Genomic DNA, 25,927 nt, shown 5'->3' on the forward strand with positions numbered 1-25,927 from the left:
CTGGCGCCATGTTCGAAGCTGCTGCGGCTGCGGGGCCGAAGGGTATCCGGCCGAAAGATTCGGAAGGCGGGGATGGGGCCTAAAAGCTGGAAAAAATGAAAATAAGCAAAAAAGCCATGCCTTGGATCAAGAAAACAAAGGGTGGCAATGTGCGAATCCTACCATGGAGATTTGACTGCCGGTATGAAAAACGCCCCGCCCTGGTGCGTCCGGGAGCGGCTGTTGTTTTTCGCTCAGGCGTGCAGGTCGAGCGCCTGGCGCAGGTCCGGCTGCTCGGCCCAGTGCGCAAAGGCGGCGGCCATGCGTTCGCTTTCGGCGATGGCGCGGCGCCAGTCGCGCATGCGCGCCGCGTGATCCTGGCCGTAATGGGGAAAGTCGCGCCGGTCGGGCAGCTTGCCGTTCGGCAGGCTGGCGACAAAGGCGGGCGAGGGCGAGACCAGGATCATGTTGTCCAGCGCCGCATCCTGGCCGCGCACGCGGCGCCAGGGCATGGCCTTGTCCAGCCAGCCGGGCACGAGATGGTCGGCAAAATGCGGATACAGCACCAGGTCCGGCTCGCGCTGGTAGGGCAGGTGCAGGTGGTAATCGACCAGGCCGCCGTCCCAGTAGCGCCCGGGCGGCGCGCCGGCGATATCGTGCACGGCGTCGAGCACCAGCGGAATCGAACCCGAGGCCAGCAGTGCGTCGCGCAGATTGTCCTGCGCCAAAGGCACGAAGTGGGCATTGAAGGCGTCGAAGCGCGAACGCAGCCAGCCGGCGCCGTCCGGCCCCGCATGGAACACCACTCTTTCCAGCGAGGCGGCCAGGCGCTCGCGCGCCAGCGCATTGCCGGCTGCGGCCAGCAGAAAGCCGCGCTTGTCGCGCCATGGCCCGGGGCTGGCCAGGCCCCCGATGCCGCGCACGGCCAGCACGGCCAGGCTGTGCTGCGCGTGCTGCAGCAGCTGCGCATCCTGGCCGTCGAGCATGGCGTCGAGCAGGGCGCGGCAGGTGCGGCTGACGTGGGCCGGCGTCGGCTTGTCGGGATAGCGCTGGCCCACGTAATCGCGCACCAGGCGGCGCTGGGCCGCGACCGGGTCGGGAAAGGTGGCCGCCGCCATGCGCCATGCGCCGATCGAGGCGCCGATGAACTGGCGCCGGCGCGGCGCGCGCGGCAGGAAATCGCCGAACAGCCAGCAGTCCAGCTGGTGCAGGATCAAGCCCTTCGGCCCGCCGGCGGCGGCCGGCACGATGGCGATGTCAAGCGCGCGCAAGCCGTGCTCGGCAATGCGGGCACGGGCGCGGCGGCCCAGGCGGATGGTGATGGCGGACGTGCTTGGCGACATGGGTGCGGCTCGTGGCTGGTAAACAGTTTTCCATTGTAGCTTCAGTGGACGGATCAGGCGTGCGACAAATCTTGCCGGTTTTTACTATTATCCGAAGATCAAACATGGCGGAAAGATCAATGCATCCGCCATGCCTGCCACGGACTTTCAGAAAGACAAAAACGGATACATGAGCAAAGCCTACCTGTTATCAAGCACACTGTTCTTCACGACCTTGCTGACCGCTTGCGGTGGCGGTTCTTCCTCTTCCGGCAGCAGCGACGCTGTCAATCCGGTCACGCCGCCCGTTGCCAGCGGCGACACAGGCAGCATCAGCGCACCTTTTGCCAACAATGCCAACGGCCGTTACCTGCTGCTGGCCGTCGCCAGCCAGAGCACCGGTCCGCTCACCACCGTCACGCAAGGCGGCACTGGCGCGCTGAGCGCGATTGCCGGCACCACCTTCACTGGCACCCCGGCCATCACGCGCGAGATCAGCGGCGACGCCAGCTTTGCGCAAGGGCGCTGGTTTACCGGCACGCTTACCAGCAGCGGCGGCGCCACCATCATGACGGGCAATAACGCCAGCGCGCACTACACGGCCTACAAGACGCCCGCCAGCCTGCCCGCCAGCGGCAGCCTGGCCTGCGACGCGGGCAGCTTCACCGCGCCGAGCTATGTGGGCGGCAGCGCGATTGGCCAAAACGCCTATTTCGGCACGGCCGCTGGCCGCGCCACGCTGTCGTTCAGCGCCGCCGGCGCCGCCTTGTCCATGACGGTCGATGCCAGCGCTGGCGGCAGCACGGGAAGCATCAGCGGCGCGGGCCTGGCAGGCACGCCCGCATCGACGGCGATTACCGGTGCCTTCCTCGGCGGCAGCACCGGCACCCTGCTGGCGCTGGGAGACGCCGGCGCCGGACGCTACCTGCTGATCGGCGGCTACAAGGTCACGCTGGCCAATGGCGCCAACTACCAGGGCGTGGCGACATTCCGCTGTTCCTGATCCGGCCGGGCATGAAAAAAGCGGCGCCGTGCAGACCGCACGGACGCCGCTTTTTTATCGGGTGCGCAGCTTAGCGCAACGCCGAGATCAGCTGCTTCAGCTTGCCCGTATCGACGCAGAAGGCGCGGATGCCTTCGGCCAGTTTTTCGGTCGCCATCGCGTCTTCATTCATCATGAAGCGGAACGATTTCTCATCGAGCGACATCTTGACGATGCTGGCGCCCGGCGCCGCTTCGGCGCTCAGCTTGCGCGCCACCGGCGCATCGCTGTCGGCCAGCTTTTGCAGCAGGTCGGGGCTGATGGTCAGCAGGTCGCAGCCGGCCAGTTCCAGGATTTGCGAGGTATTGCGGAAGCTCGCGCCCATCACTTCGGTGGTGTAGCCAAACTTGCGGTAGTAATTGTAGATGCGCTTGACCGACTGCACGCCCGGGTCTTCCGCGCCCAGGTAGTCGATGCCGGTCGATTTCTTGTACCAGTCATAGATGCGGCCGACGAACGGCGAAATCAGCTGCGCGCCCGCTTCGGCGCAGGCGATCGCCTGCGCCAGCGAGAACAGCAGGGTCATGTTGCAGCGGATGCCTTCCTTTTCCAGGATCTCGGCGGCGCGGATGCCTTCCCAGGTCGAGGCCATCTTGATCAGCACGCGTTCGCGCGGGATGCCGGCGTTCGAATACAGGGCGACCAGGTCGCGGCCCTTGGCCACCGTGCCGTCGATGTCGAACGACAGGCGCGCATCGACTTCGGTCGAGACACGGCCCGGGATGGTTTGCAGGATCTCGACGCCAAACGCGATCAGCAGGCGGTCGATGATTTCGCCGGTCGAAGCGTTCGGATGGTCGCGCACGGCCTTTTCCAGCAGCGGCTTGTATTCATCCTTTTGCACGGCCTTCAGGATCAGCGAAGGATTGGTGGTCGCATCGCGCGGCGTGTACGCCTGGATCGACTGGAAGTCGCCGGTATCGGCCACCACGGTGGTGTACTGTTTGAGTTGTTCTAATTGGTTCATGGCTGCGCTAGAAAGAAGGGAGGGGCTTGCCGGGCTATTGTACCGACTAGCCGATAAACGAATCAAACTGCATGTCAAATTCCTGCAGCGCCTTCTGCGCATTCTGCATCTTCTTGCGGAACTCCGGCCCGCGCTGCAGGGCCAGGCCCACGGCCAGCACGTCGATCACCACCAGGTAGGCTAGGCGCGCCGAGATTGGCGTGTAGGGGTCGGTGTTGAAGATCAGGTCGATCGGGATCAGCACGGTGGCCAGGTCCGCCAGCGGCGTGCCCGACGGCGCCAGCACGATCACGTCGGCGCCGCCGCGGCGCGCCAGTTTCACCGAGCGCACCAGGGCCGGGCTGTTGCCGCGCTGCGAGATGGCGACCAGCGCATCGCCGCCGCGCAGCAGGGCCGCCGCGATGCTGTGGATGTTCGGATCGCTGTAGGCCACCGTCGGCACGCCCGAGCGGAAGAACTTGTGCTGGGCGTCGGCCGCCACGATGCCCGAGGTACCCTGGCCATAGAATTCGATCTTGCTGGCGCGCGACAGAATGTCGAGCGCGCGCTGTATCGCTTCCGGGTTCAGGTTGTTGCGCAGGTCGAGCAGGGTATTGATCGAGCGGCTGCAGATTTTATTGACCAGGTCGGCCGCCAGGTCATCCTGCGCCGGCTGCTCGTTGGCGCCGGGCATGGCCAGCGCCAGCCCCTGCGCCAGGCGCAGCTTGAATTCATGCCAGCCGTCATAGCCCAGGGTGCGGCAAAAGCGCACCACGGTCGGCTCGGACACCTGCGCGTGTTTCGCCAACGCCGTGATGTTCTGGCTGACCGTCTGGTTCGGCTGTTCCAGCACCGCCAGCGCGACCTTTTTCTCCGATTTGGAGAGCGAGTCGAGCTGGGTGCGGATGGAGTCGAGCAGCATCAGGAAACCTTTCTTTCACTGTGCTGCACGTGGACATTAAATAAGGCGTCCATCAATCTTCCGGTAAAGCTTCTTCACGCCACTGCAAGCCATCGCGCCCGATCAGCGCGCTGGCTGCGGCCGGGCCCCAGGTGCCAGCCGTGTACGGGATCGGCGCGCTGTCGTTCTGTTCCCAGTTGTCGAGAATCGGTTCGACCCATTCCCAGGCCGCTTCCAGTTCGTCGCCGCGCATGAACAGGGTCAGCTGGCCGCGCAGGACGTCCAGCAGCAGGCGCTCGTAGGCGTCCATGCGCGGGGTCTTGAACGATTCGCGGAAATCGAGTTCCAGTTCGGCCGGTTTCAGACGCATGCCGTCGCCCGGGGTTTTTGCCATCAGGTTCATGCGCAGGCCTTCGTCGGGCTGCAGGCGGATCACCAGGCAGTTCGGCTGGAAGCTGGAGGTCGGCTGGTTGAAGATCGAGTGCGGGATCTGCTTGAAGCGCACGACGATTTCGGCCAGGCTGTCGGCCATGCGTTTTCCCGTGCGCAGGTAGAACGGCACGCCGGCCCAGCGCCAGGTGTCGATTTCCGCTTTCAGCGCGACAAAGGTTTCGGTGCGCGAGTGTTGCGGCGCATCCGGCTCGTCGCGGTAGCTCGGCACGGTGGTGCCGTCGACATGGCCGGCGCGGTACTGGCCGCGCACGATGTTTTGCGCCAGGGTGGTCGGCGTGAATTTTTTCAGCGAGCGCAGCACTTGCAGCTTTTCATCGCGCACGGCGTCCGGCGCGATCGAGGTCGGCGGTTCCATGGCGACGATGCACAGCAGTTGCAGCAGGTGATTCTGCAGCATGTCGCGCAGCGCGCCCGAGGTGTCGTAGTAACCCATGCGGTTGCCCACGCCCAGTTTCTCGGCGATGGTGATCTGCACGTCGGAAATCCACTCGCGGCGCCACAGCGGCTCGAACAGGATATTGCCGAAGCGCAGGGCCAGCAAGTTCTGCACGGTTTCCTTGCCCAGGTAGTGGTCGATGCGGTAGATCTGCGATTCCTGGAACACCTTGCCCACTTCGGCATTGATCTGCTTGGCGCTTGCCAGGTCGCGGCCCAGCGGTTTTTCCAGCACCACGCGCGAATTCGGCGTCACCAGGCCATTTTCTTCCAGGTTGTCGCAGATCAGCGCGAACAGGTGCGGCGGCGTCGCCAGGTAGTACACGCGCGTCAGGTTGGCATCGCCGCGCAGCGCTTCGACCAGCGGTGCATAGGTCGAGGCGTCGCTGGCGTTGAGCGATACATACACGATGCGCGCGCAGAACTTGCTCCACGTGGCGGCATTCAGGGTGCTGGCCTTGATGTGCGGGCGGGAATTGGTTTCCACCATTTTCAGGAAAGCGTCCTGGCCGCTGTCCTGGCGGCCCACGCAGATGATGCGCGCCGTCGGCGGCAGGTCGTTCGCGACATCGCGCGCATACATTGCAGGCAGTAATTTACGCATGGCTAAATCGCCGCTGCCGCCAAACAGGACCAGGTCAAAATCGGTAAGAGCCATAATATGATGTCGTCGCAAAAGTAAAGGAGCCGGAGCCGGGAGGGTGCTGATCGCTGACAGCGCTGTGGCGCGCCGCCGCGTTGGTATCGCCGCGTGGTGCCGCAGTCTATGCTACTGTAAATTCATGGTGTAAATTTACTACGTAGAACTGGCAATTGCAAGAAATTTTACTACATTGTGACGGGTCTAGCCAGTCCTGCATTATATGCCTGCCCGCCGGACTTGCCACGTCATCATGCATTCCAGTCAGGGCGATTGCATGAAGCATCAGATCGGCAAGCCCAAGACCTTGGCAAGGTAGTCAGCACTCCAGCCGGCTTTTAAGCGTTTGGTGGCGATGCCTACCTTGGTCGACTTCTCATTTTTCAGCAAGTTCAGGGCGATTCGGCGTAGGATGGCGAAGTTTTGTGCTCCTTCGCCGACCCTGATACGGCAATCGTCTTCGCGGAACGCGACGTCGAGAACCCAGTGCATGTTGTTTTCGATACCCCAATGGGCCCGGACGATGTGCGCAAGATGAGCCGCTTTGGCTGCTAGGCTGCTGAGGTAATAGCGCCGCTCGACGCTGGCGGCACCGCTGCTGTTTCTGCCGATGATTTCGCGCCTAGATTCAATCATGATCAGGCTTTGGACGCCGGCCCAGTGCTGGTTTTGCTGGCCCAGCCAGGCAACGTCGTTGGTGACCAGGCAGCGCCGGGTTTCAATGCGCCCGTGGTCCTTTTCAGTGTGGTTGTGATCCCAGAACGGACGATCCAAGGTACCCGCCTCGGCGGCATCGAACCACAACCGTATCGCTTCGGCCAGACTGGGTTGGTTATCCTTTACCCCCAGCACATAGTCGGCGCCGCCAGCGACAATCTTGGCGGCGACATCATGCTGGCACCCCATCGCATCTATCGTGATGACGGCGCCCTTGATGTCCAGCGTGGCCAGCAATTGAGGGATCGCGGTGATCTCGTTGCTCTTGTCGGCGGTCCTCACTTGCCCCAGCGTCAAGCCACTGGCGCTGCTCCATGCCGACACCAGATGAATCGCGCTGTGTTTGCCATCATGGGAGCCGCGCACGCACTTGCCGTCGATGGCAATGTGCTGCCCCGGCAGCGCCGGGCACATCGTCCCCATCCATCTGACGAAACATGCCTCGAACTGCGTCGCATCGAGCAGCGAAAACACCCGCCCGAAGGTGTCGTGCGAGGCGATGCCGTTGGCAAAGGGCAGCTGTTGGCGCAGCCAGTCGAGCTTTGTTTCGCTCCATTCGACAACCGCCGTCCAACTCTCCGCGCCGCTGATGACTGCGCAGATCGCCGCCAGCAGCAACTCGTCGAGTCGATACGGACATTGACGCCCACGCGGGTCGCTCAAGTCATCGAATGCCGCCACCAACGAGATTGGTTCATTTGCCATTTGTCCGTCCAAATATCGAAAGTAAACGCCTTTCTCAATGCGTTTACAAGCAATATTTTCGACCTACGGCCACACCAAGCACTGATGCTTCATGCAATCGCCCTGGCATTCCAGTAAAGCCATGGTTGCAGCGGAAATTTTCACCGGCGGCCGCATGGATTTGCGCTGTAGCAACAGGGACGTCAAGAAAAGCACACGCAAGGCCTTTCCGCCGATTTAAGTAACTTTGGGGAAATAAATTGACCGTATAATCGGCGTAAAACGCTGACAACCATGTTGGCGATAATATACTGCGCTGTAGCGTCGGCCATGCCCCGAATCCGCCTTCCGACCCTACCGTACCATGCATTCAGCCATGAACGCGCGCGGCAAGGCGGACTTCAATCACGCAATACAAGACGGCTCAAGGGGAAATAATGAATTCAATGCAAGAGATCGATGAGCGCACCAGCCTGACAGGCAATAACAAATTCGAACTGTTCCTGTTCAAGCTCGGCACCAGCGACCATTCGACCAGCCGCGAACTGTTCGGCATCAATGTGTTCAAGGTACGCGAGATCATGGAAATGCCGGCCATCACGGCTGTTGCCGGTTCCCATCCGCACATGCTGGGCGTGGTCAATATCCGTGGCCAGATCGTGCCGGTGATCGACTTGCCGATGGCCGTCGGCTGCAAGAGCAATGGCTTGCGTATCCTGATGGTGACCGAATTCGCCCGCTCGACGCAGGCCTTCGCCGTGGAAGAGGTCGATGAAATCGTGCGCCTGGAGTGGAATCAGGTGCTGTCGGCCGAATCGAGCGTCGGTGGCGGCCTGGTCACCAGCATCGCCCGCCTTGATGGCGATACCGACAAGACGCGCCTGGCGCAAGTGCTGGACGTCGAGCAGATCCTGCGCAATGTGCTGCCGTCCGGCGATCCGGACGTCGACAAGACCAGCATCGGCCCGCAGGTGCACCTGCCGCCCGGTTCCGTGATCCTGGCCGCCGACGATTCCTCGCTGGCCAGGTCCCTGATCGAAAAGGGCCTGGAAGCGATGGGCGTGCCCTACATCATGACCAAGACCGGCAAGGAGGCGTGGGAGCGGCTGCAAGCGATCTCGACCCAGGCCGCCGCCGAAGGCAAGACCGCGAAAGACAAGGTGGCGCTGGTGCTGACCGACCTGGAAATGCCGGAAATGGACGGTTTCACCCTGACGCGCAATATCAAGAATGACGGCCGTTTTTCGTCGATCCCGGTGGTCATCCACTCGTCGCTGACGGGCTCGACCAACGAAGACCACGTCAAGGGCGTGGGCGCCGATGGCTATGTGGCCAAGTTCGTGGCGGCGGAACTGGCCGAGACGATACGCAAGGTATTGGCGCGCTGATCACGTTTCACCATGAAAAACGCCGGCACACTCGCATGTGCCGGCGTTTTTTTGCATTTGCACCGTTATGCCTGGTAGGCCGTTTCCACCTGCCCCGCCACATCCACCCTGACCGACAGCACATGCCCCGTCAGCGGATAGTTGGCGATTTCCTCGGCCGAGCGGTTATGGCTGGCAGTGGTGATATACAGGGTGCGCAGGTCGGCGCCGCCGAAGGTGACCATGGTCGGGCAACGGGCCGGCACCGTGATTTCACCGAGCAGCTGGCCATCGGGCGCGAAGCGCAAGATCTTGCCGCCTTCAAACATGGCTGACCAGTAATTGCCCTGGCTGTCGACGGCCGCGCCATCGGGACGGCCGCCATAATCCGCCGCCTTTTTGTCGGTCGAAAAGCGCTGGAACGGCTGTGGTGCGGAAATGGCGCCGGTGGCCGCATCGAAGTCGAAGCGGTCGATGCGGTGGGTGGTGGTGTCCGAGTGGTACATGGTGTGCCGGTCGGGAGAAAAGCCCAGGCCATTCGAGACCGTCATGCCGCCCGACCATACCTTGCGCACTTGCCCCTTTTCCAGCACGAACATTTCCGCCGCATCCGCATTGCGCGGCTCGAAGATCGTGCCGACCCAGAAACGGCCTTTTGGATCGACCTTGCCATCGTTGAAGCGGGTGGTGGCCATGTCGAACGGCGCCGGCGCGATGTCGGCCAGGCTGCCGGTCTTGGTGTCCAGGTGCACGAAGCCGCTGCGCAGCGCCACGATCAGGCCGCCGCCGGCATTGATCGCCAGCGCCGACGGTTCGGTCGGCATGTTCCATTGCGTATGCTTGCCGCTGTCCGGATGGAGGCGGTGCACGGCGCGGCCGTCGATATCGACCCAGTACAGGGCTTGCTCTTTTTCATGCCACAGCGGGCATTCGCCCACCTGCATCGGTTTGTCGCTGACGACCTTGATTTCGTAGATATTCATGTTTTAGTAGGCTGCCTTGGCGGCACGTGCGAGTGAAATAAGGCCATTGGTCGAGCTGTCGTGCAGTTCCGGCTGCGCCTCGCCCGTCAGTTCGGACTGGATTTTCTTGGCCAGTACCTTGCCCAGTTCCACGCCCCACTGGTCAAAACTGTTGACGTTCCACAGCACGCCTTGCACGAACGTCTTGTGTTCATACAGGGCGATCAGCGCGCCCAGGGTCGACGGCGTCAATTGATCCATCAGGATGGTGTTGCTGGGGCGGTTGCCGGGGAAGGTTTTGTGCGGCACCAGCGCCGCGATGTCGTTTTCCGGCAAACCTTGCGCCTGCAGGTCAAGGCGTACTTCCTCGCCCGTCTTGCCGGTCATGAAGGCTTCCGACTGGGCGAAGCAGTTGGCCAGCAGGGCGTCGTGGTGGCCCGGCAGGTCGTGGGTGGCGCGCAGCGCGGCGATAAAGTCGATCGGCGTGATGTCGGTGCCCTGGTGCAGCAGCTGGAAATAGGCGTGCTGGGCATTGGTGCCGCAATCGCCCCAGATCACGGGGCCGGTCGGCACGCCGACGGGCTCGCCGTCCTTGGTGACGCGCTTGCCGTTGCTTTCCATGTCCAGCTGTTGCAAATAGGCCGCAAAGCGGCTCAGGTCCTGGTGATACGGTGCGATCGAGACGGAGCCGCAATCGAGGAACTGGCGGTTCCAGAAGCCCACCATGGCCAGCACCACCGGCATGTTCTGTTCGAGGGGCGCTTCACGGAAATGCCGGTCCATCGCATGCGCGCCGGCCAGGAAGTCGCTGAAGTATTCGAAGCCCACGGCCAGCGCCACTGCCAGGCCGATCGACGACCAGACCGAATAGCGTCCGCCGACCCAGTCCCAGAACGGGAACATATTGGCCGGATCGATGCCGAACTCGACGATGGCTGCCGCATTGGTCGAGACGGCGACGAAATGTTTCGCCAGGTCTTTTTCTTCCGCTTCGAGCAGGAACCAGGCGCGCGCCGTATTGGCGTTCAGCATGGTTTCGGCCGTGACAAACGTTTTCGAGGCCACGATGAACAAGGTCGTTTCCGGATCGACTTTCGACAGGGTCGCCTCCATGTCGTGGCCGTCGACGTTCGACACGAAATGCATTTCCAGGCCCGGGTTGGCATACGAGCGCAGCGCCAGGCAGGCCATTTTCGGGCCCAGGTCGGAGCCGCCGATGCCGATATTGACGACGTCGGAAATCGGCTTGCCGCTGTAGCCGAGCCAGCTGCCGTTGCGGACCTTGTCGGTAAATACCTTCACGCGCTGCAAGACATCCTGCACGTCGGCGTCGATATCCTGGCCGTCGACCACCAGCTTGCTGCCGCGCGGCGCGCGCAATGCGGTGTGCAGAACCGCCCGATGTTCGGTAAGATTGATTTTCTCGCCAGTAAACATCGCTTCGCGCTGCGCTTCCACGCCGCGTTCGCGCGCCAGGTCCATCAGCAGCGCCATGCTGGTCGCATCAACCCGGTTCTTCGAGTAGTCGAGCAGCAGGCCGGCGGCATCGATGGTCATCTGCGCAAAGCGCTGCGGGTTGCCGGCAAACAGCTGGCGCAGGTGCACATCGCGCACGCTGGCGCTGTGGGCCTGCAATTGTTGGAAACTATTCAAGGCGGTGAGGGCGGGAGTGGACATGGCGGTCGGCTGGGGTACGGGTCTCGGTTATAAGGAATGCGGCGCGCCTAAAATGCGCTGCCGACGGTGATATGAGAATAATACATCAGAAAAAAGTAAATTCACTACAGTTTGAAGGGGAGAGCCGGCACCATCCTGTTTTTTTCACGGCGATTGGCCACTGAATCGGGCGATGCTGGTCCCGTTTCGGCCAAATTGTTGCGGGACGTACAGGCATTGAAAAGCGGCAAAAAAATGGCATATTTATGGAGTTGGCCCAAGCAAGAGTGCTTCTGCTCACCCATTTTGTAGTAAAATTTCACAAAATACTTTTTAAGGAATCCATCATGGCGCTGCATCCAGTAGTCGAATCCGTAACAGCGCGCATCATCGCGCGCAGCCGGCCCTCGCGCGGCGCCTATCTGACGCACCTCGATGCCGCCCGCATCCAGGGCGTGCAGCGCGGCGCGCTGTCGTGTACCAACCTGGCGCACGGCTTTGCCGCCTTCCCGGCCAACGACAAGCTGTCGCTGAAGGAATACAAGAAGCCATCGGTGGCCATCGTCTCGTCGTACAACGACATGCTGTCGGCGCACCAGCCATTCGAAGGTTTTCCGCAGATTATCAAGCAGGCCGTGCGCGAAGTGGGCGCCGTGGCGCAGTTCGCCGGCGGCGTGCCGGCCATGTGTGATGGCGTGACGCAAGGCCAGCCGGGCATGGAATTGTCGCTGTTTTCGCGCGACACCATCGCCATGTCGACCGCCGTGGCGCTGTCGCACAATATGTTCGACTCGGCCCTGTACCTGGGCGTGTGCGACAAGATCGTGCCGGGCCTCTTGATCGGCGCGCTGCACTTCGGCCACTTGCCGGCCGTGTTCGTGCCGGCCGGCCCGATGACCTCGGGCCTGTCGAACAAGGAAAAAGCCCAGGTGCGCCAGTTGTATGCGCAGGGCAAGGCGACGCGTGAAGACTTGCTCGAAGGCGAGTCGAAGGCCTACCATGGCGCCGGCACCTGTACTTTTTACGGTACCGCCAACAGCAACCAGATGCTGATGGAAGTGATGGGCCTGCACCTGCCGGGTGCCGCCTTCATCACCCCGAACACGCCGCTGCGCGATGCGCTGACGGCCGCCGCCGCCCAGCGCGCCGCCGTGATCACGGCGCAAAGCGGCAGCTACCTGCCGGTTGGCCATATCGTCGACGAGAAATGTATCGTCAATGCCGTGGTGGGCCTGCTGGCCACCGGCGGCTCGACCAATCACACCCTGCACCTGGTGGCGATCGCCAAGGCGGCCGGCATCGTGATCGACTGGAACGACTTCAATGAGCTGTCGGCCATCGTGCCTATGCTGACGCGCATCTATCCGAATGGCGACGCCGACGTCAACCATTTCCACGCCGCCGGCGGCACCGGTTATCTGATCCGCGAACTGCTGGACGCGGGCCTGCTGCACGAAGACGTCAACACCATCCTGGGCCACGGCTTGCGCGCGCACTGCATGGAACCGTTCCTGGGCGAAGACGGCAAGGTCTTCTGGAAAGATGCACCACTGACCAGCGCCGACGAAAGCGTGCTGCGACCGGCCTCGAACCCGTTCGCGCCGGACGGCGGCATGGTGCTGGTGGCGGGTAACCTGGGCCGCGCGGTAATGAAAGTGTCGGCCGTCAAGCCGGAGCACCGCACCGTCGAAGCGCCTGCCATCGTCTTCAATTCGCAGGAAGAGTTCATGGCCGCCTACAAGGCCGGCACCCTGGACCGCGATTTCGTTGCCGTGCTGCGCTTCCAGGGTCCGCGCGCCAACGGCATGCCTGAATTGCATGCGCTGACGCCGGCGCTGGCCAACCTGCAGGATGCCGGCCGCCATGTGGCGCTGGTCACCGACGGCCGCATGTCGGGCGCGTCGGGCAAGGTGCCGGCCGCGATCCACGTCTCGCCTGAAATCCTGGCCGGAGGTCCGCTGGGTCTGGTGCGCGACGGCGACGTCATCCGCCTTGACGCCTTCACCGGCGTGCTCGAAGCGCTGGTGCCGGCCGACGTGTGGCATGCGCGTGCGCTGGTCACCGCTGATTTGTCGTCCAGCCATATCGGCATGGGCCGCGAATTGTTTTCGATGTTCCGCTCCACCGTCAGCGCGGCGGAAGAGGGCGCCACCACGTTCGGCCTGCCATCGCCGATTCCCACCACCGTGCCCTTGCACGAAGGCGAGAATGTCGGCGATACTGTGCCGGGCTCCGATGAAGACTTTTTGGCAAGGAAATAAAATGACAATGACACTCCTGGAAATTATGCGTACCTCGAGCGTGATCCCCGTGATTGCGATCGACGATCCTGAACACGCCGTACCGCTGGCGCGCGCGCTGGTGGCGGGCGGCATCCGCGTGCTGGAAGTAACCTTGCGCACCAAGCACGGCCTGGACGCGATCCGCGCCATGTCCGAAGTGCCGGGCGCCATCGTCGGCGTGGGCACCTTGACCCGTCCTGAAGAATTCGCCGCCGCGCGCGATGCCGGCGCCGTGTTCGGCGTTTCGCCGGGCCTGACCAGCGCCCTGGTGGCCGCCGCGAAAAGCAGCGGCCTGCCGCTGTTGCCTGGCGTAATGACCCCGGGTGAAGTGATGGCGGCGCGTGAAAACGGCTTCCAGCAACTGAAGTTGTTCCCGGCCGTGCCAGCCGGCGGCATCGGCATGCTCAACGCCATCTACGGCCCGCTGCCGGACGTGACGTTCTGCCCGACCGGCGGCATTTCGCAGGAAACGGCGTCGCAGTTCCTGGCGCTGAAAAACGTCGCCTGCGTGGGCGGTTCGTGGCTGACGCCGAAAGACGCGATCGCGGCCGGCAACTGGGACCGCATCACGGAAATCGCCAAGGCGGCCAGCGGCCTGCGCTCCGCCTAAACGTTACGCCTGGGCGCTCCGCCTGAGTTGCTATCCAACGGCAAGCTTGCAACGCTTGCCGTTTTCTTTTCTTCCAGGATACCCATGCCAGACTTGCGCCGTCCCTTGACCGCTGGTGAAATCGCCATGGCGCGCAGCGTCTTTCATGACGGCATCGACTATGCGCGCGTGCGCGTGGTATGCGGCTCTTTTCTTCCCTTCAATTTGCAGGACCAGAACACGGCCATGACGCCGCGCGGCAGCCTGTATTTCATGCCGCCCCAGTACCGCATTGACTTTTCACGCGAGGATGCGGGCGGCAAGCTGTTCTTCATCCATGAGATGGTGCATGTGTGGCAGTGGCAGCTGGGCTACAACTGCATCTGGCACGGCTTGCTGCTGGCGCTGTTCGGCGGCTACTTTCGCCAGCGCGCCTACCGCTATGACAGCAGCATCCCGGGTACGGCGTTTGCCGGCTACAACATGGAGCAGCAGGCCGAACTGGTCTCCCACTATTTTGGCGCCACGCAGCTGGGCCTGGCCTCGATGACGGCCAGGCTGCCTTTTTTGCGCGAGGTGCTGGGCGGCTTCTTGCAGTCGCCCGGCAATGCAAGCTTGCTGCCGCGGCGCTGGTTTACAAGGTGAGCTCGCCCTCGTCCTCGCCATCCCAGTAGTGGATGCGCTTGGCTTGCACCTTGATCAGGATGATGCCTGGCGTGGCCGGGCCCTGCTTGAACCAGCGGTCCATGCTGTCGTCCCAGTGTGCTTCGAAGGCTTGCCGTTCGGTGATCAGCTCGGCCTGGCCTTCGACCGCGATAAACAGCGGCGGCGCGCCGAAGAGATGGGCCTTGCCCTGGTAGGCCAGGCCGACGGACGGATCGCGGCGGATATCGTCGACCATGCGCGCGTCGGCCCAGGTGAAGTACCAGGAAGTGCCGTCGTAATCGACGTCCTCGTTATTGCTCATCGGCCGGGCCGCCAGCTGCCCGTTGTCGGTACGTGTCGACAACATCAGGTAGTCGATGTCGGCCATCTTTTTTGCCAGTTCCGGCAAGGTCATTGTGCTCATGTGATGCTCCCGTGGTGGTGTGTGGCGCCACGACGGCGCGGTGCGCGCCGCCTCCATGGAGGGAGTTGACCACAGGATGGCGCCGGTCCTGCGTGCGGCAGTTCACGCTGGACCGCAGATAGTCAGGCCGGCGGTGTTGCGTGGGAGGTGCTGACGACCCGGTTGCGTCCGCCATCCTTGGCCTGGTACAGCGCGCGGTCGGCGGCGCCGATCAGCTGGTCCATGTCGAGCGGCGCGGCGCCGCTCTGGGTCGCCACGCCGATGCTGACGGTAATGTGGCGCGCCGCGCCATCTTCGTGTCCATTCTCGATCGCCAGCGCGCGCACGCCCTTGCGGATGGACTCGGCCAGGCCCAGCGCCTTGGCCGGTTCGGTGTCGGGCAGGATGGCGGCGAACTCTTCGCCGCCATAGCGGGCCAGCACATCGCCGGAACGGTTGAGCATGGTCGCCAGTGCCCCGGCCACCTGTTTCAGGCAAGTGTCGCCCTGCTGGTGGCCATACTGGTCGTTATAGTCCTTGAAATGGTCGATATCGATCATCAGCAGCGACAGCGGGCTGCCGCTGCGCTTGGCGCGGCGCATTTCCTTGTCGATCGCGACGTCGAAATGGCGGCGGTTGGCCACGCCCGTCAGGCCGTCCGAAAAGGTTTGCGAGCGCAGCACCATGGTCTGCTCGCGCAGCAGTTTTTCACGGCCCACGGCGATGGTGACGTCGGTGATCTGGATCAGGCAGTGGCGTGGCGCGCCCGGCAGGCTGATGGGCGTGACGGCCACCGCCTGCTGCATGCGCTCGCGGCCGTCGCTGGTCACCGCCGCCTGCGGGTACAGCGGGAACGGCGACTTGTGCAGCGATTGCGACAGCAGCGACTGGAAATTGTCGCGCAGGGCCTGGGTGATGGCCGATTCGATGCGCTTGTGCTGCAGTTCCGGGAACACGTCGAAAAAATCGCGGCCCAGCACGGTATCGGCTTTCCATCCGGAATGGCGCTCCAGCCAGCGGTTCCACAGCACGATGCTGCGGTGCTGGTCCAGCACGATGGCGCCCAGGTTGACGGCGCCAATAATGCTTTCGAGCAGGGTCAAGCGCTGCAAGGTGTCGGGCATGGTGCTCACGCCGGTCCAAAGACCTTGGCCAGGTAGCGGTTGACCTGTTCTTTCAGGTCGTGCAAGGCGGACAGGTCCAGTACAAACGCCACATAGCCGTGGATCTGGTGCTTGGCCAGCACGAAGTCGATATGCAGCATCAGCACCACGTCGTCGCCCTGGTCGCCGAAGACGGACAGGATTTCCGTGCTGGTGCCCACATGGTAGACGGGCAGGGAGCCGTGCAGTTCGCTGTCGAACAGGTTGGCCAACGTGCCCACGCAGGAATTGAGGATGATGTTGCCGATTTCGCTCATCGCCTCCTGTTCCATTTCCGTCAGTTCCTGCAGCGGCACACTGTCGCCCACCATCAGGCGCACGATCTCCAGGCTTTTATCCTCGGGGAACATCAAGATGGCTTCGGTGGCGAAAGCGCCATCGTAGTGCTGGCTGACGCCGCAGATGCGGTCGCCGTCGCGCTTGCTGCCGAGCAGGGCCGCCGCATCGGCACGGTTCAAAAAGGTAATCGAGGGCACCGACATGGTGACTTCCTCGTTGACGATCTCGCTCATGGCGGCCGCCGCGTGGCCCACGCCGATATTGAAGATTTCGACCAGCGCGTCGTTTTCCAGCTCGGACAGGTTGACCATGTTCAGGCGTCCAGCGTATCGATCAGCGCGTGGATGCGCACTTCCGTGATGGGTTTTTCCATGAAGCCCACTTTCAATTCGCTGGCGCGGTTGCGGATGGCGTTTTGCACATTCGCCGTCACCAGGAAGATATGGGTCTGCGGATACAGGGCGCGCAGCTGCTCGGCGGCGGCCACGCCGCCCATGCCCGGCATATTAACGTCAAGCAATATCAGGTAAGGGTCGAGCGCCTTGACTTTCTCCAGCGCTTCTTCGCCCGTGGCCGCTTCGGTGATCTGCCAGCCGGCATGTTTGCTGAGAATGAACTGATGCGCCATCAAACGTGAAACCCGGCTGTCATCGACAACAAGTACCTGTTTACTGTGATCCATTTGCTATTCCTGAAACGTCATTTCTGTCAATCTCACATTTTCGCATAGATTGCCTGGGCAACCGATAATTCGCTATCCGAATTGCTTTAGGGCAAAAATTTTCATCTTTGCCCGCCTGCCGGCTGTTGCGCCGCCGCCCATGGCCCTGCTTGCCGGCCTGGCTATCCAGTAAAATAGCGCCATTCCCACTTCACCCTCCCTGCCATGACCCAAGACGAATTGAAGCAAGCCGTAGCCCGCACCGCGATTGATTATGTAGTGAAAGGCGAAATCATCGGCGTCGGTACCGGCTCGACCGCCAACTTTTTCATCGATGAACTGGCCAAGATCAAGGACAGCATCAAGGGCGCGGTTGCCTCGTCCGAAGCGACGGCCGCCCGCCTGGCCGGCCACGGCATCGCCGTGTTCGACCTGAACGACGTCAGCGAGATCGCCGTGTATATCGACGGCGCCGATGAAATCACGGCCGGCGGCGCCATGATCAAGGGCGGCGGCGCGGCATTGACGCGCGAAAAAATCGTCGCATCGGTATCGAAGAAATTCGTCTGCATCGCCGACGGCTCCAAGCTGGTCGAGACCCTGGGCGCGTTTCCGCTGCCGGTGGAAGTGGTGCCGATGGCGCGCGCCAGCGTCTCGCGCCAGCTGGCCGCGCTGGGCGGCACGCCGCGCCTGCGCCTGAAGCCCGGCAGCGACGAAGCCTTTATTACCGACAACGGCGGCGAGATCATCGACGTGCTGGGCTTGCAGATTGCCGACCCGGTGGCGTTGGAACAGCAGATCAACCAGATCGTCGGCGTGATCGCCGTCGGCCTGTTCGCCGCGCGCGGCGCCAATGTGTGCCTGCTGGGGACGCCTGAAGGCGTGCGCACGCTGGCTTACTAAAAAACCTGCTGCGCCGCCGCCTCAGATCAGATGGCGGTGTGCGAACGAATCTCGGCCAGGTGTTTTTTCATGTCGCTGATATCGCGTGCATGGTCGTCGCCGCGGCGCAGGGCGACGCTGACGGACAGGATGTCGATCACCACCAGCGCCGACAGGCGCGAGATGGTGGGGGTATATAAATCGGTATTGTCGAGCGACTCGGCGATCAGCGCCACGTCGGCGTGCTGGCAGATCGGGCTGTGCGAGCCCGTCAGCACGATCACCTTCGCGCCGCGTTCCTTGGCAATGCGCGTCATTTCAATCAGCGAGACGGTAGTGCCGGTATTCGAGATGGCAAACATCACGTCGCCTGGGCGCAGCATCGAGGCGGTGATCAGCTGCTGGTGCGAATCCTGGTTGGCGCCGCACGGCACGCCGAACAAGGGGAATTTCTGCTGGGCGTCGAGGGCGACGATGCCGGACGCGCCAAAGCCGAAAAACTCGATCCGCGCGGCCGCCGCCAGCAAGTCCACCGCCTGCTCGATGGCGCCGGGATCGAGGCTGTTGCGCGTGCGCTCCAGGCTGGTGGCGGTGAAATCGAACAGTTTTCCGGTAATGCTGCGCGGCGTGTCGTCGAACGACAGCGCCGCGTGGGTGGTCGGTATGCCCAGCACCAGGCTTTGCGCCAGCCGGATCTTCAGGTCGCGAAAACCGCTACAGCCGACCATGGTGCAAAAACGCAGCACCGTCGGCTCGCTCAGTTCGGCCTGGCGCGCCAGGTCCGCCAGGTTGGCGTCGACCACGAAGCGGGGGTGGGCCAGGATGAACTCGGCCAGCTGGCGGCTGCCGCGCCGCAAGTCGGGCAGGGCGCGCGCGATGATATCGAGGATATTGCGGGCCGGGTCGGCCTCGGCGCCCTTTTGCAGCGCCTGTGCTGGCATGCGGCCGTTGTCGGCGTCTGCTGTGGGCATGGGTTTCTCTCTTCGATTGAGTCTTGTTGAACTGCTATTGTAAGGGCAGGCAGGTCGATTAAACCAGCACCTTGCCCGGATTGAGCAGCCACAGCGGGTCGAGCGCCAGCTTGATCGCGCGCATGGCCGCCAGGTCGGCCGGCGTGCGCGTCAACCCCAGCACGCGCAGCTTCTTGCTGCCGATACCATGTTCGGCCGACACGGAACCGTGCATCTCGCCGGTAATACCGTACACCACATCCTGCACGGCGCGCGCGGCGCTGGCCGGCCAGTCCGGTTCATGCACGACGATATGCAGATTGCCGTCGCCCAGATGGCCGTAGATCAGAATGGTGGCCTGCGGCCATTTTTCGCGCAGGGCCGCCTCGCAGCGCTGCGCGGCCAGGCCCACGTCGGCGATCGCGAAGCTGACATCGAACGAGACCCGGCCAGGAATGAAACGCGGATATTCGCCGGGCGCGTCGCGGATGGCCCAGAAGGCCAGCGCGTCGGACTCGGTGGCCGCCAGCGCCGCGTCGTCCAGCACACCGTCTTCCAGCTGTTCGCCCAGGAACGCTTCGAAAGCCTCGGCCTGGCGCGCGGGATCGGCGCCGCTGCTTTCCAATAGCACATAGTAGGCGTGGCGGCCGGCCAGCGGCGCGCGCAGTTCCGGCATGCGTGAAGTAACGAAATCGTGGTAGCCGGGCCACATCACCTCGAACGCCGAGACCCCGGCCGGCAGCATGGCCTGCGCGCGCGACAGCAGGGTGGTCACCGCCTGGTAATCGGGCAGGCCGCAAAAGGCGGTCGACACGGCGCGCGGCTTGGGCCGCAGGCGCAGCACGGCGCGCGTGATCACGCCCAAGGTGCCTTCGCTGCCGATCAGCAGGTTGCGCAAGTCATAGCCGGTATTGTTCTTGATCATGCCGTGCGTGCCGCCGATGATGCTGCCGTCGGCCAGCACCGCTTCGATGTCGAGCGCCTGCTCGCGCATCATGCCGTACTTGATGACGCGGTTGCCGCCCGCATTCGTGGCCAGGTTGCCGCCGATGGTGCAACTGCCGCGCGCACCCAGGTCGAGCGGAAACAGAAAACCGGCCGCGTCGGCCGCCACCTGCACCGTTTCCAGCGGCGTGCCGGCCAGCACCGTCATGGTACCCGACACCGTATCGATAGATTCAATGCCATTCATCAATTCCAGGCTCAGCGCCAGTTCGCCGCCATGCAGGCAGGCGCCGCCCGTCAGCCCGGTCAGGCCACCCTGTGTCACCACCGGCAGGCGGTGGGCATGGCAGATGGCCATGATGCGCGCCACCTGCTCGGTGCTGCGCGGGCGCGCCAGCGCCACCGGCTCGGCGCATGGCATGCGGCTCCAGTCGGCGTTCTTGCGGCCGGCAAATTCCTGCGGCAGCAGGATCACGTCACTGCCCAGCGCGGCGCGCAGGGCGGCCACGGCGGCGGAGGTATCGGCGGGGGAAAGTGCGGAAGCTGCAGCGCTCGTCATTGAATTGCTCCTGTGTTGTTGCGCCCGGATTACCTGGTCTGGTAGCGGCGATGAACGTTAGCTTAGCTTAACAATAAACGTTAGTCCAACTATCTTTATGGTGCAATGCAATAAGAAATAATGTGAAACTCTTCCTTGACAGTCGTTTATTTGATCAATAACATTAGTCTCACTAACGTTGCGTGATAATTTTCGACATAACTTCCGGGAGATGAATAATGATGATGTGGCCTGAACCTCGCCGTTTCGAGGTCGACGTGGATGCCGGCCTGATGCACGGCAGCGGCACGCGCTACCAGAAACGCCTGCAGGACCTGAACGGCCTGTATGCCGATGGCGCGGCCTTCGATGCGCGCCTGGCCAGCGGCGGCCAGGAGGTGGTCTACGACGTCACCGATTTTCGTCCCAGCAGTTCGGCCGGCGATCTGATCACCGGCGTGACGCGCATGAGCCCGGGCAAGATCGGCGACGAGTTCTACCTGACGCGCGGCCATGTGCACGCCATCCTCGACCGGCCCGAGCTGTATTACGGCCTGAAAGGCAAGGGCCTGATGCTGATGGAGTCGCCCGACGGCGAAACGCGCATCATCGAAGTGCTGCCGAACACGGCCTGCTATGTGGCGCCGCACTGGATACACCGTTCGGTCAACGTGGGCGACGAGGATTTCGTCATGCTGTTCTGCTATCCGGCCGATTCGGGCCAGGATTACGGCATCATCGAACGCTCGCAAGGCATGAAGCTGCGCATTGTCGACGACGGCGCCGGCGGCTGGCGCAGCGTGGAAAACCCGGCCTACACGGGCCGCTCGGAAGCGGACGTGCTGGCGCTGCTCGAACGCGGCAAGCAGGTGGCGGCATGAGGACGTTCACACCCGCCCTGCGCCCGACCTTTTATTTCATCGGCGTCAGCACCGCGCAAAGCTCGATCATGAAGGTGTTCCCGGCCTGGGCCGCGCACCTGGGCCTGGGCGACGTCGAAATGAAGGGCATCGATTTTCCCCTGCACGCGCCGGCGCAAGACTACCGTGCCGCCGTCGAGTTTCTCAAGCACGATCCGCTGTCGGTCGGCGCGCTGGTCACCACCCATAAAATCGACCTGTATGCGGCCTGCCGCGACCTGTTCGACGAGATCGACGATTTTGCCCTGCTGATGGGCGAGACCAGCTGCCTGTCCAAGCGAGACGGCAAATTCATCTGCCACGCCAAGGACCAGATCACGTCCGGCCTGGCGCTGGACGGCTTTTTGCCGGCGCAGCATTTTGCCAGCACGGGCGCCGAGGTGTTCTCGATGGGCGCCGGCGGCTCGACCATCGCCTTGACCCTGCACCTGATGCAGCGTGCACGCGGCGCCAACCGGCCGTCGAAAGTGATCGTCTCGAACCGCTCGCGGCATCGCCTCGACGAAATCGAACGCATCCACCGCGAGCTGGACCTGGGCATCCCATGCGAATACGTGGTTACCGAAACGCCGGAACAGAACGACGCCGTGCTGGCGCGCTTGTCGCCCGGTGCGCTGGTGATCAACGCCACCGGCCTGGGCAAGGATGCACCCGGCTCGCCGCTCGGCGACGCCGCCGTCTTCCCGCAGCATTGCATCGCCTGGGACCTGAACTATCGCGGCGCGCTGGTGTTTCTCGACCAGGCGCGTGGGCAGCAGCAGGCGCGCCAGATGCAGGTGGAAGATGGCTGGACCTATTTCATTTATGGCTGGACCCGCGTGATCGCCGAGGTGTTCGATATCGACATCCCGACCGGCGGGCCCGCGTTCGACGAGATTTGCCGCATCGCGGCAGAGGCAGGCAAACCTGCCTGAACGGGCAGGCGATTGATTCAACTACAAAAACTACAGGAGATCATCACATGAACCAACATAAACGCAATTTCGGCCGCATCGTCGTCGCCGCCACACTGGCCCTGGCCACTTCCGCTCCGGCCTGGGCCGACGCGCCGGCCAAGTTCAAGATCGGCGTATCGATGAAAACCATCTCCGCGCCATACTTTGCGGCGCAGATGGAAGCGGTCAAGGCGCGCGGCAAGGAGCTGGGCTATGAGGTCATCAGCACCGACGGCCAGGGCAAGCTGCAAAAGCAGATCTCCGACGTGGAAGACCTGGTCACGCGCGGCGTCAAGCTGTTGATCATCAATCCGGCCGACCCGGAAGGCATGGTCAACGCCGTCAACACCGCCACCGCGCGCGGCGTCAAGGTGATCGTGATCGACAGTGCCCTCAGCCCGAAAGCCAATTACGTCACCCAGGTAACGTCGTCGAACAGCGCCAATGGCGCGCTGGTCGGCAACTGGGTGATCGACCAGACCGGCAGCAAGCCCTTGAAGATCGCCCTGATCTCCGGTGAAAAAGGCAATCCGGTGGGCCAGGACCGCCGCATGGGCGTGATGGCCGGCATGATGGAAGCGCAGCTGCGCAAGAACGGCAAGGCCGACGTGACGGTGGTGGGCCAGGGCTGGGGCAACTGGAACGACGAAGGCGGCCTGAAGGCGATGGAAGACCTGCTGGTGGCGAACAAGGATTTCAACGTGGTGCTGTCCGAAAACGACAGCATGCTGCTGGGCGCGCGCCGCGCCATCGAAAGCGCGAAACGCCAGGGCATCCTGCTGGTCGCCGCCGCCGACGGCCAGAAGGAAGCGCTGGCGCTGATCAAGGCCGGCAAGTATGGCGTGACGGGCCTGAACGACCCGGCGCTGGTGGCGAAAACCGCCGTCGACCTGGGCATCAAGGTGGTGCGCGGCGAAGTGAAGGATGTGCCGAAAAATACCTACACGGCGCCGGCGGCGATCACCAAGGAAAACGTCGACAAGTTCTACAACCCGAAATCGGTTTTTTAAGCTTGCCGCTGCACGTTTGACCTTCGCGCCGCCTGAGGGTGGCGCGACATCTTATTCATTACAACTGGAGGCAACCTTGACAGCATTGTTATCGCTGGAAGGCGTCGGCAAGCATTTCGGCGGCGTGTATGCGCTCAACGCCGTCAACTTCGAGGTGCGCGCCGGCGAAGTGCATGCGCTGGTCGGTGAAAACGGCGCGGGCAAGTCGACCCTGATGAAAATCATCGCCGGCAACCACCAGCCCGATGCGGGCCTGATGCGCCAGCATGGCCAGGCGGTGCGCTTTCGCAGCCCGCGCGAGGCGCTGGGCCAGGGCGTGGCGCTGATCCACCAGGAGACCGCCCTGGTGCCGGATCTGACCGTGGCGGAAAACGTCATGCTGTGCCAGCTGCCGGGCCTGATACGCTGGGCCGGCATGTTCGAGCGGGCGCGCGGCCTGATCCACAGCCTCGGTTTCGACATCGACCCGACCGCGCTGGTCGCTACCCTGTCGGCCGCGCAGCGCCAGGTAGTGGAAATCGCCAAGGCCCTGAGCCTGGACGTGAAACTGCTGGTGCTCGACGAGCCGACGGCGTCGCTGGCGCCCAGCGACGCCGAGCGACTGCTGGGCATCGTGCGCGCGCTGCGCGAGCGCGGCGTCGGCATCGTCTATATCTCGCACCGCCTCGATGAAGTGTTCAGCATTGCCGACCGCATCACCGTGCTGAAAGACGGTGCGGTGGTCGACACCGTCACGCCGGACTCCCTCACCATGGATGGCCTGATCCGGCTGATGGTGGGCCGCCCGCTCGATGCGCTGTTTCCGCGCCGCGAGAACGTGGCCATCGGCGAGGTGGTGCTGGACGTGGACGGCCTGCGCCGGCGCGGCGCCGTGCATGGCGCCAGCCTGCAGGTGCGCGCCGGCGAAGTGGTGGGCCTCGGTGGCCTGATCGGCTCCGGGCGCAGCGAACTGGTACGGCTGATCTTTGGCGCCGACCGCGCCGATGGCGGCACCGTGCGCGTCAAGGGTAGAAACGTCACGCCGAAAAACAGCGGGCAGGCGGTGCGCGCCGGCATCGGCCTGGTGCCGGAAGACCGCAAGGGGCAGGGCGCGGTGCTGTCGATGTCGATCCGCATCAACTCGACCATGGCTCGCCTGGCCGACGTCTCGCACTGGTTCGGCGGCCTGCGTCTGGCGCATGAAAAACGCACCGTGGCCGACCTGATGGCGCGCCTGCGCATCAAGGCGCGCGACATGCACGCCGATGTCTCGACCCTGTCCGGCGGCAACCAGCAGAAAGTGGTGCTGGCCAAGTGGTTCCATGCGCAGGGCCAGGTCATCATCCTTGACGAACCGACGCGCGGCGTCGACGTGGGCGCCAAGGTGGAAATCTATACCCTGATCAACGACCTGGCGGCGCAGGGCATGGCCGTGCTGGTGGTGTCGTCCGACCACAATGAACTGATCGGCCTGTGCGACCGCATCCTGGTGATGGGCTCCGGCCACCTGCGCGGCGAGCTGCAGGCAGCGGACTACAGCGAGGAAAACATCGTCTCCATGTCGCTGGGCCTGGGCCTGGCCGCTCCCGCCGCCACTTCCTTGCATGCCAATTGAAACCAACCGAATGCATATCATGAGCAAAACTATCGTTCCTCCCCTGGCCGGCCAGCAGGCGCCAGCCAAAACTCCCTCGGGCCGCAGCGTCTGGAACGCGGCGGTGCGCTATAACACCGTGCTGATCCTGGTGGTGCTGCTGGTCGCCGCCTCGTTCGTGTCGCCCGACTTCATGACGGCGCCGAACATGTCGAACGTGGCGCGCCAGATCGTCAGCGTCGGCATCATGTCCATGGGCATGCTGCTGGTGGTGCTGACCGGCGGCATCGACCTGTCGGTCGGCTCGGTGGCGGCGCTGGCCAGCGTCACCACGGCCCTCCTGATTCCCGACTACGGCCTGGCCACGGCGATTTCCTGCGGCCTGCTGACGGGCGTGGTGTGCGGCGCCATCTGCGGCACCCTGGTGTCGCAGTACCGCCTCAGCTCCTTCGTCGTCACGCTGGCGATGATGACGGTGGCGCGCGGCATGGCGCTGATCGTCTCGAAAGGCGCGCCGGCGATGATCGACGACGCGGGGCAATCGCTGCTCGACTTCGGCCGCGACACCTGGTGGGTCTTCCCGCAGCCGACCGTGCTGATGCTGGTGATCTTCGGCCTGGGCAGCCTGTTCCTGGCGCTGACGCGCGCCGGGCGCATCGTGCGCGCCATCGGTTCGAACGAGGAGGCGGTGCGCCTGTCGGGCGTGCCGGTGGGGCGCCATGTGATGCTGGCTTATGTGGTGTCGGGCCTGCTGGCGGCCGTTGCCGGCATTATCTCGACGGCGCGTGCCGGCGTCGGCGCGCCGACCATCGGCACCGGCGACGAGCTGACCGTGATCGCCGCCGTGGTGATCGGCGGCGCCAGCCTGGCTGGCGGGCGCGGCACGGTGTTGAATACCCTGGTCGGCGTGGTGACCCTGGGCGTGATCGGCAATATCATGAACCTGGCCAGCGTGCCCGGCTACCACCAGCAGGTGGTGATGGGCATTATCATCATCGTCGCCATCCTGGCGCAGCGCGGCACCGGCGGCCTGCGCGGCAAATAAGGA

Annotated in this window: 24 protein-coding genes; 11 read left to right on the plus strand and 13 right to left on the minus strand. The window is 63.6% G+C overall.

The annotated features are described in order from the left end of the window. Positions 1–233: 233 nt before the first annotated feature. Positions 234–1,322: a patatin-like phospholipase family protein gene (locus Q8L25_RS11525; protein WP_308924946.1), complete on the minus strand. Its 1,089-nt coding sequence runs from the start codon at positions 1,320–1,322 to the stop codon at positions 234–236. 169 nt (positions 1,323–1,491) lie between these two features. Between Q8L25_RS11525 and Q8L25_RS11530 the strand changes: the two genes are divergently transcribed. After that, positions 1,492–2,304 carry a hypothetical protein gene (locus Q8L25_RS11530; protein WP_308924947.1) on the plus strand — a complete coding sequence of 271 codons (813 nt, stop codon included), beginning with the start codon at positions 1,492–1,494 and terminating at the stop codon, positions 2,302–2,304. A 70-nt stretch (positions 2,305–2,374) separates the two neighbouring features. Here the strand turns inward: Q8L25_RS11530 and tal are convergent, their stop codons facing one another. The 4 genes from tal to Q8L25_RS11550 form a co-directional block, all read right to left on the minus strand. Then, complete coding sequence (gene tal, locus Q8L25_RS11535) at positions 2,375–3,310, minus strand: transaldolase (RefSeq protein WP_308924948.1); 936 nt, start codon at positions 3,308–3,310, stop codon at positions 2,375–2,377. A 46-nt stretch (positions 3,311–3,356) separates the two neighbouring features. After that, on the minus strand, positions 3,357–4,211 hold the full coding sequence (locus Q8L25_RS11540) for an SIS domain-containing protein (RefSeq protein ID WP_308924949.1): 855 nt from the start codon (positions 4,209–4,211) through the stop codon (positions 3,357–3,359). Positions 4,212–4,263: 52 nt separating this feature from the next. Next, the gene (gene zwf / locus Q8L25_RS11545) at positions 4,264–5,736 is read right to left on the minus strand and encodes a glucose-6-phosphate dehydrogenase (RefSeq protein ID WP_308924950.1); all 1,473 of its coding nucleotides are present in this window, start codon (positions 5,734–5,736) and stop codon (positions 4,264–4,266) included. Positions 5,737–6,003: 267 nt separating this feature from the next. Further along, entirely contained in the window at positions 6,004–7,125 is a 1,122-nt protein-coding gene (locus tag Q8L25_RS11550; protein ID WP_374694299.1) for an ISAs1 family transposase, read from the minus strand. 431 nt (positions 7,126–7,556) lie between these two features. On the opposite strand from Q8L25_RS11550, the gene Q8L25_RS11555 reads away from it, so the two are divergent. Continuing rightward, positions 7,557–8,507, plus strand: a complete 951-nt coding sequence (locus Q8L25_RS11555; RefSeq protein ID WP_308924951.1) for a chemotaxis protein — start codon at positions 7,557–7,559, stop codon at positions 8,505–8,507. Between the two features lie 65 nt (positions 8,508–8,572). On the opposite strand, the gene Q8L25_RS11560 is transcribed toward Q8L25_RS11555, so the two are convergent. Together Q8L25_RS11560 and pgi are read right to left on the minus strand one after the other, a co-directional pair. Beyond that, complete coding sequence (locus tag Q8L25_RS11560; protein WP_308924952.1) at positions 8,573–9,469, minus strand: SMP-30/gluconolactonase/LRE family protein; 897 nt, start codon at positions 9,467–9,469, stop codon at positions 8,573–8,575. 3 nt (positions 9,470–9,472) lie between these two features. After that, positions 9,473–11,125 (minus strand): glucose-6-phosphate isomerase, encoded by a 1,653-nt coding sequence (gene pgi, locus Q8L25_RS11565; RefSeq protein WP_308924953.1) that lies wholly within the window; start codon positions 11,123–11,125, stop codon positions 9,473–9,475. Between the two features lie 326 nt (positions 11,126–11,451). Here pgi and edd point away from each other — a divergent pair, with 326 nt between their 5' ends. The 3 genes from edd to Q8L25_RS11580 all read left to right on the plus strand — a co-directional run bounded on the left by edd (position 11,452) and on the right by Q8L25_RS11580 (position 14,620). Then, positions 11,452–13,365, plus strand: a complete 1,914-nt coding sequence (edd, locus tag Q8L25_RS11570) for a phosphogluconate dehydratase (protein ID WP_308924954.1) — start codon at positions 11,452–11,454, stop codon at positions 13,363–13,365. 1 nt (position 13,366) lies between these two features. Then, the gene (eda, locus tag Q8L25_RS11575; RefSeq protein ID WP_308924955.1) at positions 13,367–13,996 is read left to right on the plus strand and encodes a bifunctional 4-hydroxy-2-oxoglutarate aldolase/2-dehydro-3-deoxy-phosphogluconate aldolase; all 630 of its coding nucleotides are present in this window, start codon (positions 13,367–13,369) and stop codon (positions 13,994–13,996) included. 84 nt (positions 13,997–14,080) lie between these two features. After that, entirely contained in the window at positions 14,081–14,620 is a 540-nt protein-coding gene (locus tag Q8L25_RS11580) for a Rhs element Vgr protein (RefSeq protein WP_308924956.1), read from the plus strand. Here Q8L25_RS11580 and Q8L25_RS11585 read toward each other — a convergent pair. The 4 genes from Q8L25_RS11585 to Q8L25_RS11600 form a co-directional block, all read right to left on the minus strand. Further along, complete coding sequence (locus Q8L25_RS11585) at positions 14,610–15,044, minus strand: pyridoxamine 5'-phosphate oxidase family protein (protein ID WP_308924957.1); 435 nt, start codon at positions 15,042–15,044, stop codon at positions 14,610–14,612. The genes Q8L25_RS11580 and Q8L25_RS11585 overlap by 11 nt on opposite strands. Positions 15,045–15,166: 122 nt before the next feature. Then, positions 15,167–16,147 carry a sensor domain-containing diguanylate cyclase gene (locus Q8L25_RS11590; RefSeq protein WP_308925708.1) on the minus strand — a complete coding sequence of 327 codons (981 nt, stop codon included), beginning with the start codon at positions 16,145–16,147 and terminating at the stop codon, positions 15,167–15,169. A gap of 5 nt (positions 16,148–16,152) precedes the next feature. After that, positions 16,153–16,776: a chemotaxis protein CheC gene (locus Q8L25_RS11595; protein ID WP_308924958.1), complete on the minus strand. Its 624-nt coding sequence runs from the start codon at positions 16,774–16,776 to the stop codon at positions 16,153–16,155. Positions 16,777–16,778: 2 nt separating this feature from the next. Beyond that, positions 16,779–17,147 carry a response regulator gene (locus Q8L25_RS11600; protein ID WP_308924959.1) on the minus strand — a complete coding sequence of 123 codons (369 nt, stop codon included), beginning with the start codon at positions 17,145–17,147 and terminating at the stop codon, positions 16,779–16,781. 204 nt (positions 17,148–17,351) lie between these two features. On the opposite strand from Q8L25_RS11600, the gene rpiA reads away from it, so the two are divergent. Next, positions 17,352–18,029 carry a ribose-5-phosphate isomerase RpiA gene (rpiA, locus tag Q8L25_RS11605; protein WP_308924960.1) on the plus strand — a complete coding sequence of 226 codons (678 nt, stop codon included), beginning with the start codon at positions 17,352–17,354 and terminating at the stop codon, positions 18,027–18,029. 26 nt (positions 18,030–18,055) lie between these two features. Here rpiA and Q8L25_RS11610 read toward each other — a convergent pair whose 3' ends face one another. Continuing rightward, positions 18,056–18,979: a MurR/RpiR family transcriptional regulator gene (locus Q8L25_RS11610; protein WP_308924961.1), complete on the minus strand. Its 924-nt coding sequence runs from the start codon at positions 18,977–18,979 to the stop codon at positions 18,056–18,058. 58 nt (positions 18,980–19,037) lie between these two features. Next, complete coding sequence (locus tag Q8L25_RS11615) at positions 19,038–20,462, minus strand: FAD-binding oxidoreductase (protein ID WP_308924962.1); 1,425 nt, start codon at positions 20,460–20,462, stop codon at positions 19,038–19,040. Positions 20,463–20,680: 218 nt separating this feature from the next. Between Q8L25_RS11615 and Q8L25_RS11620 the strand changes: the two genes are divergently transcribed. The 5 genes from Q8L25_RS11620 to Q8L25_RS11640 all read left to right on the plus strand — a co-directional run bounded on the left by Q8L25_RS11620 (position 20,681) and on the right by Q8L25_RS11640 (position 25,924). Beyond that, the gene (locus Q8L25_RS11620; RefSeq protein WP_308924963.1) at positions 20,681–21,322 is read left to right on the plus strand and encodes a glucose-6-phosphate isomerase; all 642 of its coding nucleotides are present in this window, start codon (positions 20,681–20,683) and stop codon (positions 21,320–21,322) included. Then, complete coding sequence (locus Q8L25_RS11625; RefSeq protein WP_308924964.1) at positions 21,319–22,275, plus strand: shikimate dehydrogenase; 957 nt, start codon at positions 21,319–21,321, stop codon at positions 22,273–22,275. The genes Q8L25_RS11620 and Q8L25_RS11625 overlap by 4 nt, the downstream gene beginning before the upstream one ends. Before the next feature lie 47 nt (positions 22,276–22,322). Beyond that, the gene (locus tag Q8L25_RS11630; RefSeq protein WP_308924965.1) at positions 22,323–23,306 is read left to right on the plus strand and encodes a substrate-binding domain-containing protein; all 984 of its coding nucleotides are present in this window, start codon (positions 22,323–22,325) and stop codon (positions 23,304–23,306) included. A gap of 76 nt (positions 23,307–23,382) precedes the next feature. After that, complete coding sequence (locus Q8L25_RS11635; RefSeq protein ID WP_308924966.1) at positions 23,383–24,900, plus strand: sugar ABC transporter ATP-binding protein; 1,518 nt, start codon at positions 23,383–23,385, stop codon at positions 24,898–24,900. 19 nt (positions 24,901–24,919) lie between these two features. After that, positions 24,920–25,924, plus strand: a complete 1,005-nt coding sequence (locus Q8L25_RS11640) for an ABC transporter permease (protein WP_308924967.1) — start codon at positions 24,920–24,922, stop codon at positions 25,922–25,924. The last annotated feature ends 3 nt before the right edge of the window (positions 25,925–25,927 follow it).

The organism is Janthinobacterium sp. J1-1 (genome assembly GCF_030944405.1).
In the GTDB taxonomy this organism is placed as follows: Bacteria; Pseudomonadota; Gammaproteobacteria; order Burkholderiales; family Burkholderiaceae_D; genus Janthinobacterium.

Coding starts and splice junctions, on each gene's coding strand:
- eda (WP_308924955.1), top strand. CDS start 13,367: ATGACAATGACACTCCTGGAAATTATGCGTACCTCGAGCGTGATCCCC.
- Q8L25_RS11525 (WP_308924946.1), bottom strand. CDS start 1,322: ATGTCGCCAAGCACGTCCGCCATCACCATCCGCCTGGGCCGCCGCGCC.
- edd (WP_308924954.1), top strand. CDS start 11,452: ATGGCGCTGCATCCAGTAGTCGAATCCGTAACAGCGCGCATCATCGCG.
- Q8L25_RS11555 (WP_308924951.1), top strand. CDS start 7,557: ATGAATTCAATGCAAGAGATCGATGAGCGCACCAGCCTGACAGGCAAT.
- Q8L25_RS11560 (WP_308924952.1), bottom strand. CDS start 9,469: ATGAATATCTACGAAATCAAGGTCGTCAGCGACAAACCGATGCAGGTG.
- Q8L25_RS11530 (WP_308924947.1), top strand. CDS start 1,492: ATGAGCAAAGCCTACCTGTTATCAAGCACACTGTTCTTCACGACCTTG.
- zwf (WP_308924950.1), bottom strand. CDS start 5,736: ATGGCTCTTACCGATTTTGACCTGGTCCTGTTTGGCGGCAGCGGCGAT.
- Q8L25_RS11610 (WP_308924961.1), bottom strand. CDS start 18,979: ATGCCCACAGCAGACGCCGACAACGGCCGCATGCCAGCACAGGCGCTG.
- tal (WP_308924948.1), bottom strand. CDS start 3,310: ATGAACCAATTAGAACAACTCAAACAGTACACCACCGTGGTGGCCGAT.
- Q8L25_RS11615 (WP_308924962.1), bottom strand. CDS start 20,462: ATGACGAGCGCTGCAGCTTCCGCACTTTCCCCCGCCGATACCTCCGCC.
- Q8L25_RS11620 (WP_308924963.1), top strand. CDS start 20,681: ATGATGATGTGGCCTGAACCTCGCCGTTTCGAGGTCGACGTGGATGCC.
- Q8L25_RS11580 (WP_308924956.1), top strand. CDS start 14,081: ATGCCAGACTTGCGCCGTCCCTTGACCGCTGGTGAAATCGCCATGGCG.
- Q8L25_RS11585 (WP_308924957.1), bottom strand. CDS start 15,044: ATGAGCACAATGACCTTGCCGGAACTGGCAAAAAAGATGGCCGACATC.
- Q8L25_RS11595 (WP_308924958.1), bottom strand. CDS start 16,776: ATGGTCAACCTGTCCGAGCTGGAAAACGACGCGCTGGTCGAAATCTTC.
- Q8L25_RS11590 (WP_308925708.1), bottom strand. CDS start 16,147: ATGCCCGACACCTTGCAGCGCTTGACCCTGCTCGAAAGCATTATTGGC.
- Q8L25_RS11640 (WP_308924967.1), top strand. CDS start 24,920: ATGAGCAAAACTATCGTTCCTCCCCTGGCCGGCCAGCAGGCGCCAGCC.
- Q8L25_RS11625 (WP_308924964.1), top strand. CDS start 21,319: ATGAGGACGTTCACACCCGCCCTGCGCCCGACCTTTTATTTCATCGGC.
- Q8L25_RS11540 (WP_308924949.1), bottom strand. CDS start 4,211: ATGCTGCTCGACTCCATCCGCACCCAGCTCGACTCGCTCTCCAAATCG.
- Q8L25_RS11600 (WP_308924959.1), bottom strand. CDS start 17,147: ATGGATCACAGTAAACAGGTACTTGTTGTCGATGACAGCCGGGTTTCA.
- pgi (WP_308924953.1), bottom strand. CDS start 11,125: ATGTCCACTCCCGCCCTCACCGCCTTGAATAGTTTCCAACAATTGCAG.
- rpiA (WP_308924960.1), top strand. CDS start 17,352: ATGACCCAAGACGAATTGAAGCAAGCCGTAGCCCGCACCGCGATTGAT.
- Q8L25_RS11630 (WP_308924965.1), top strand. CDS start 22,323: ATGAACCAACATAAACGCAATTTCGGCCGCATCGTCGTCGCCGCCACA.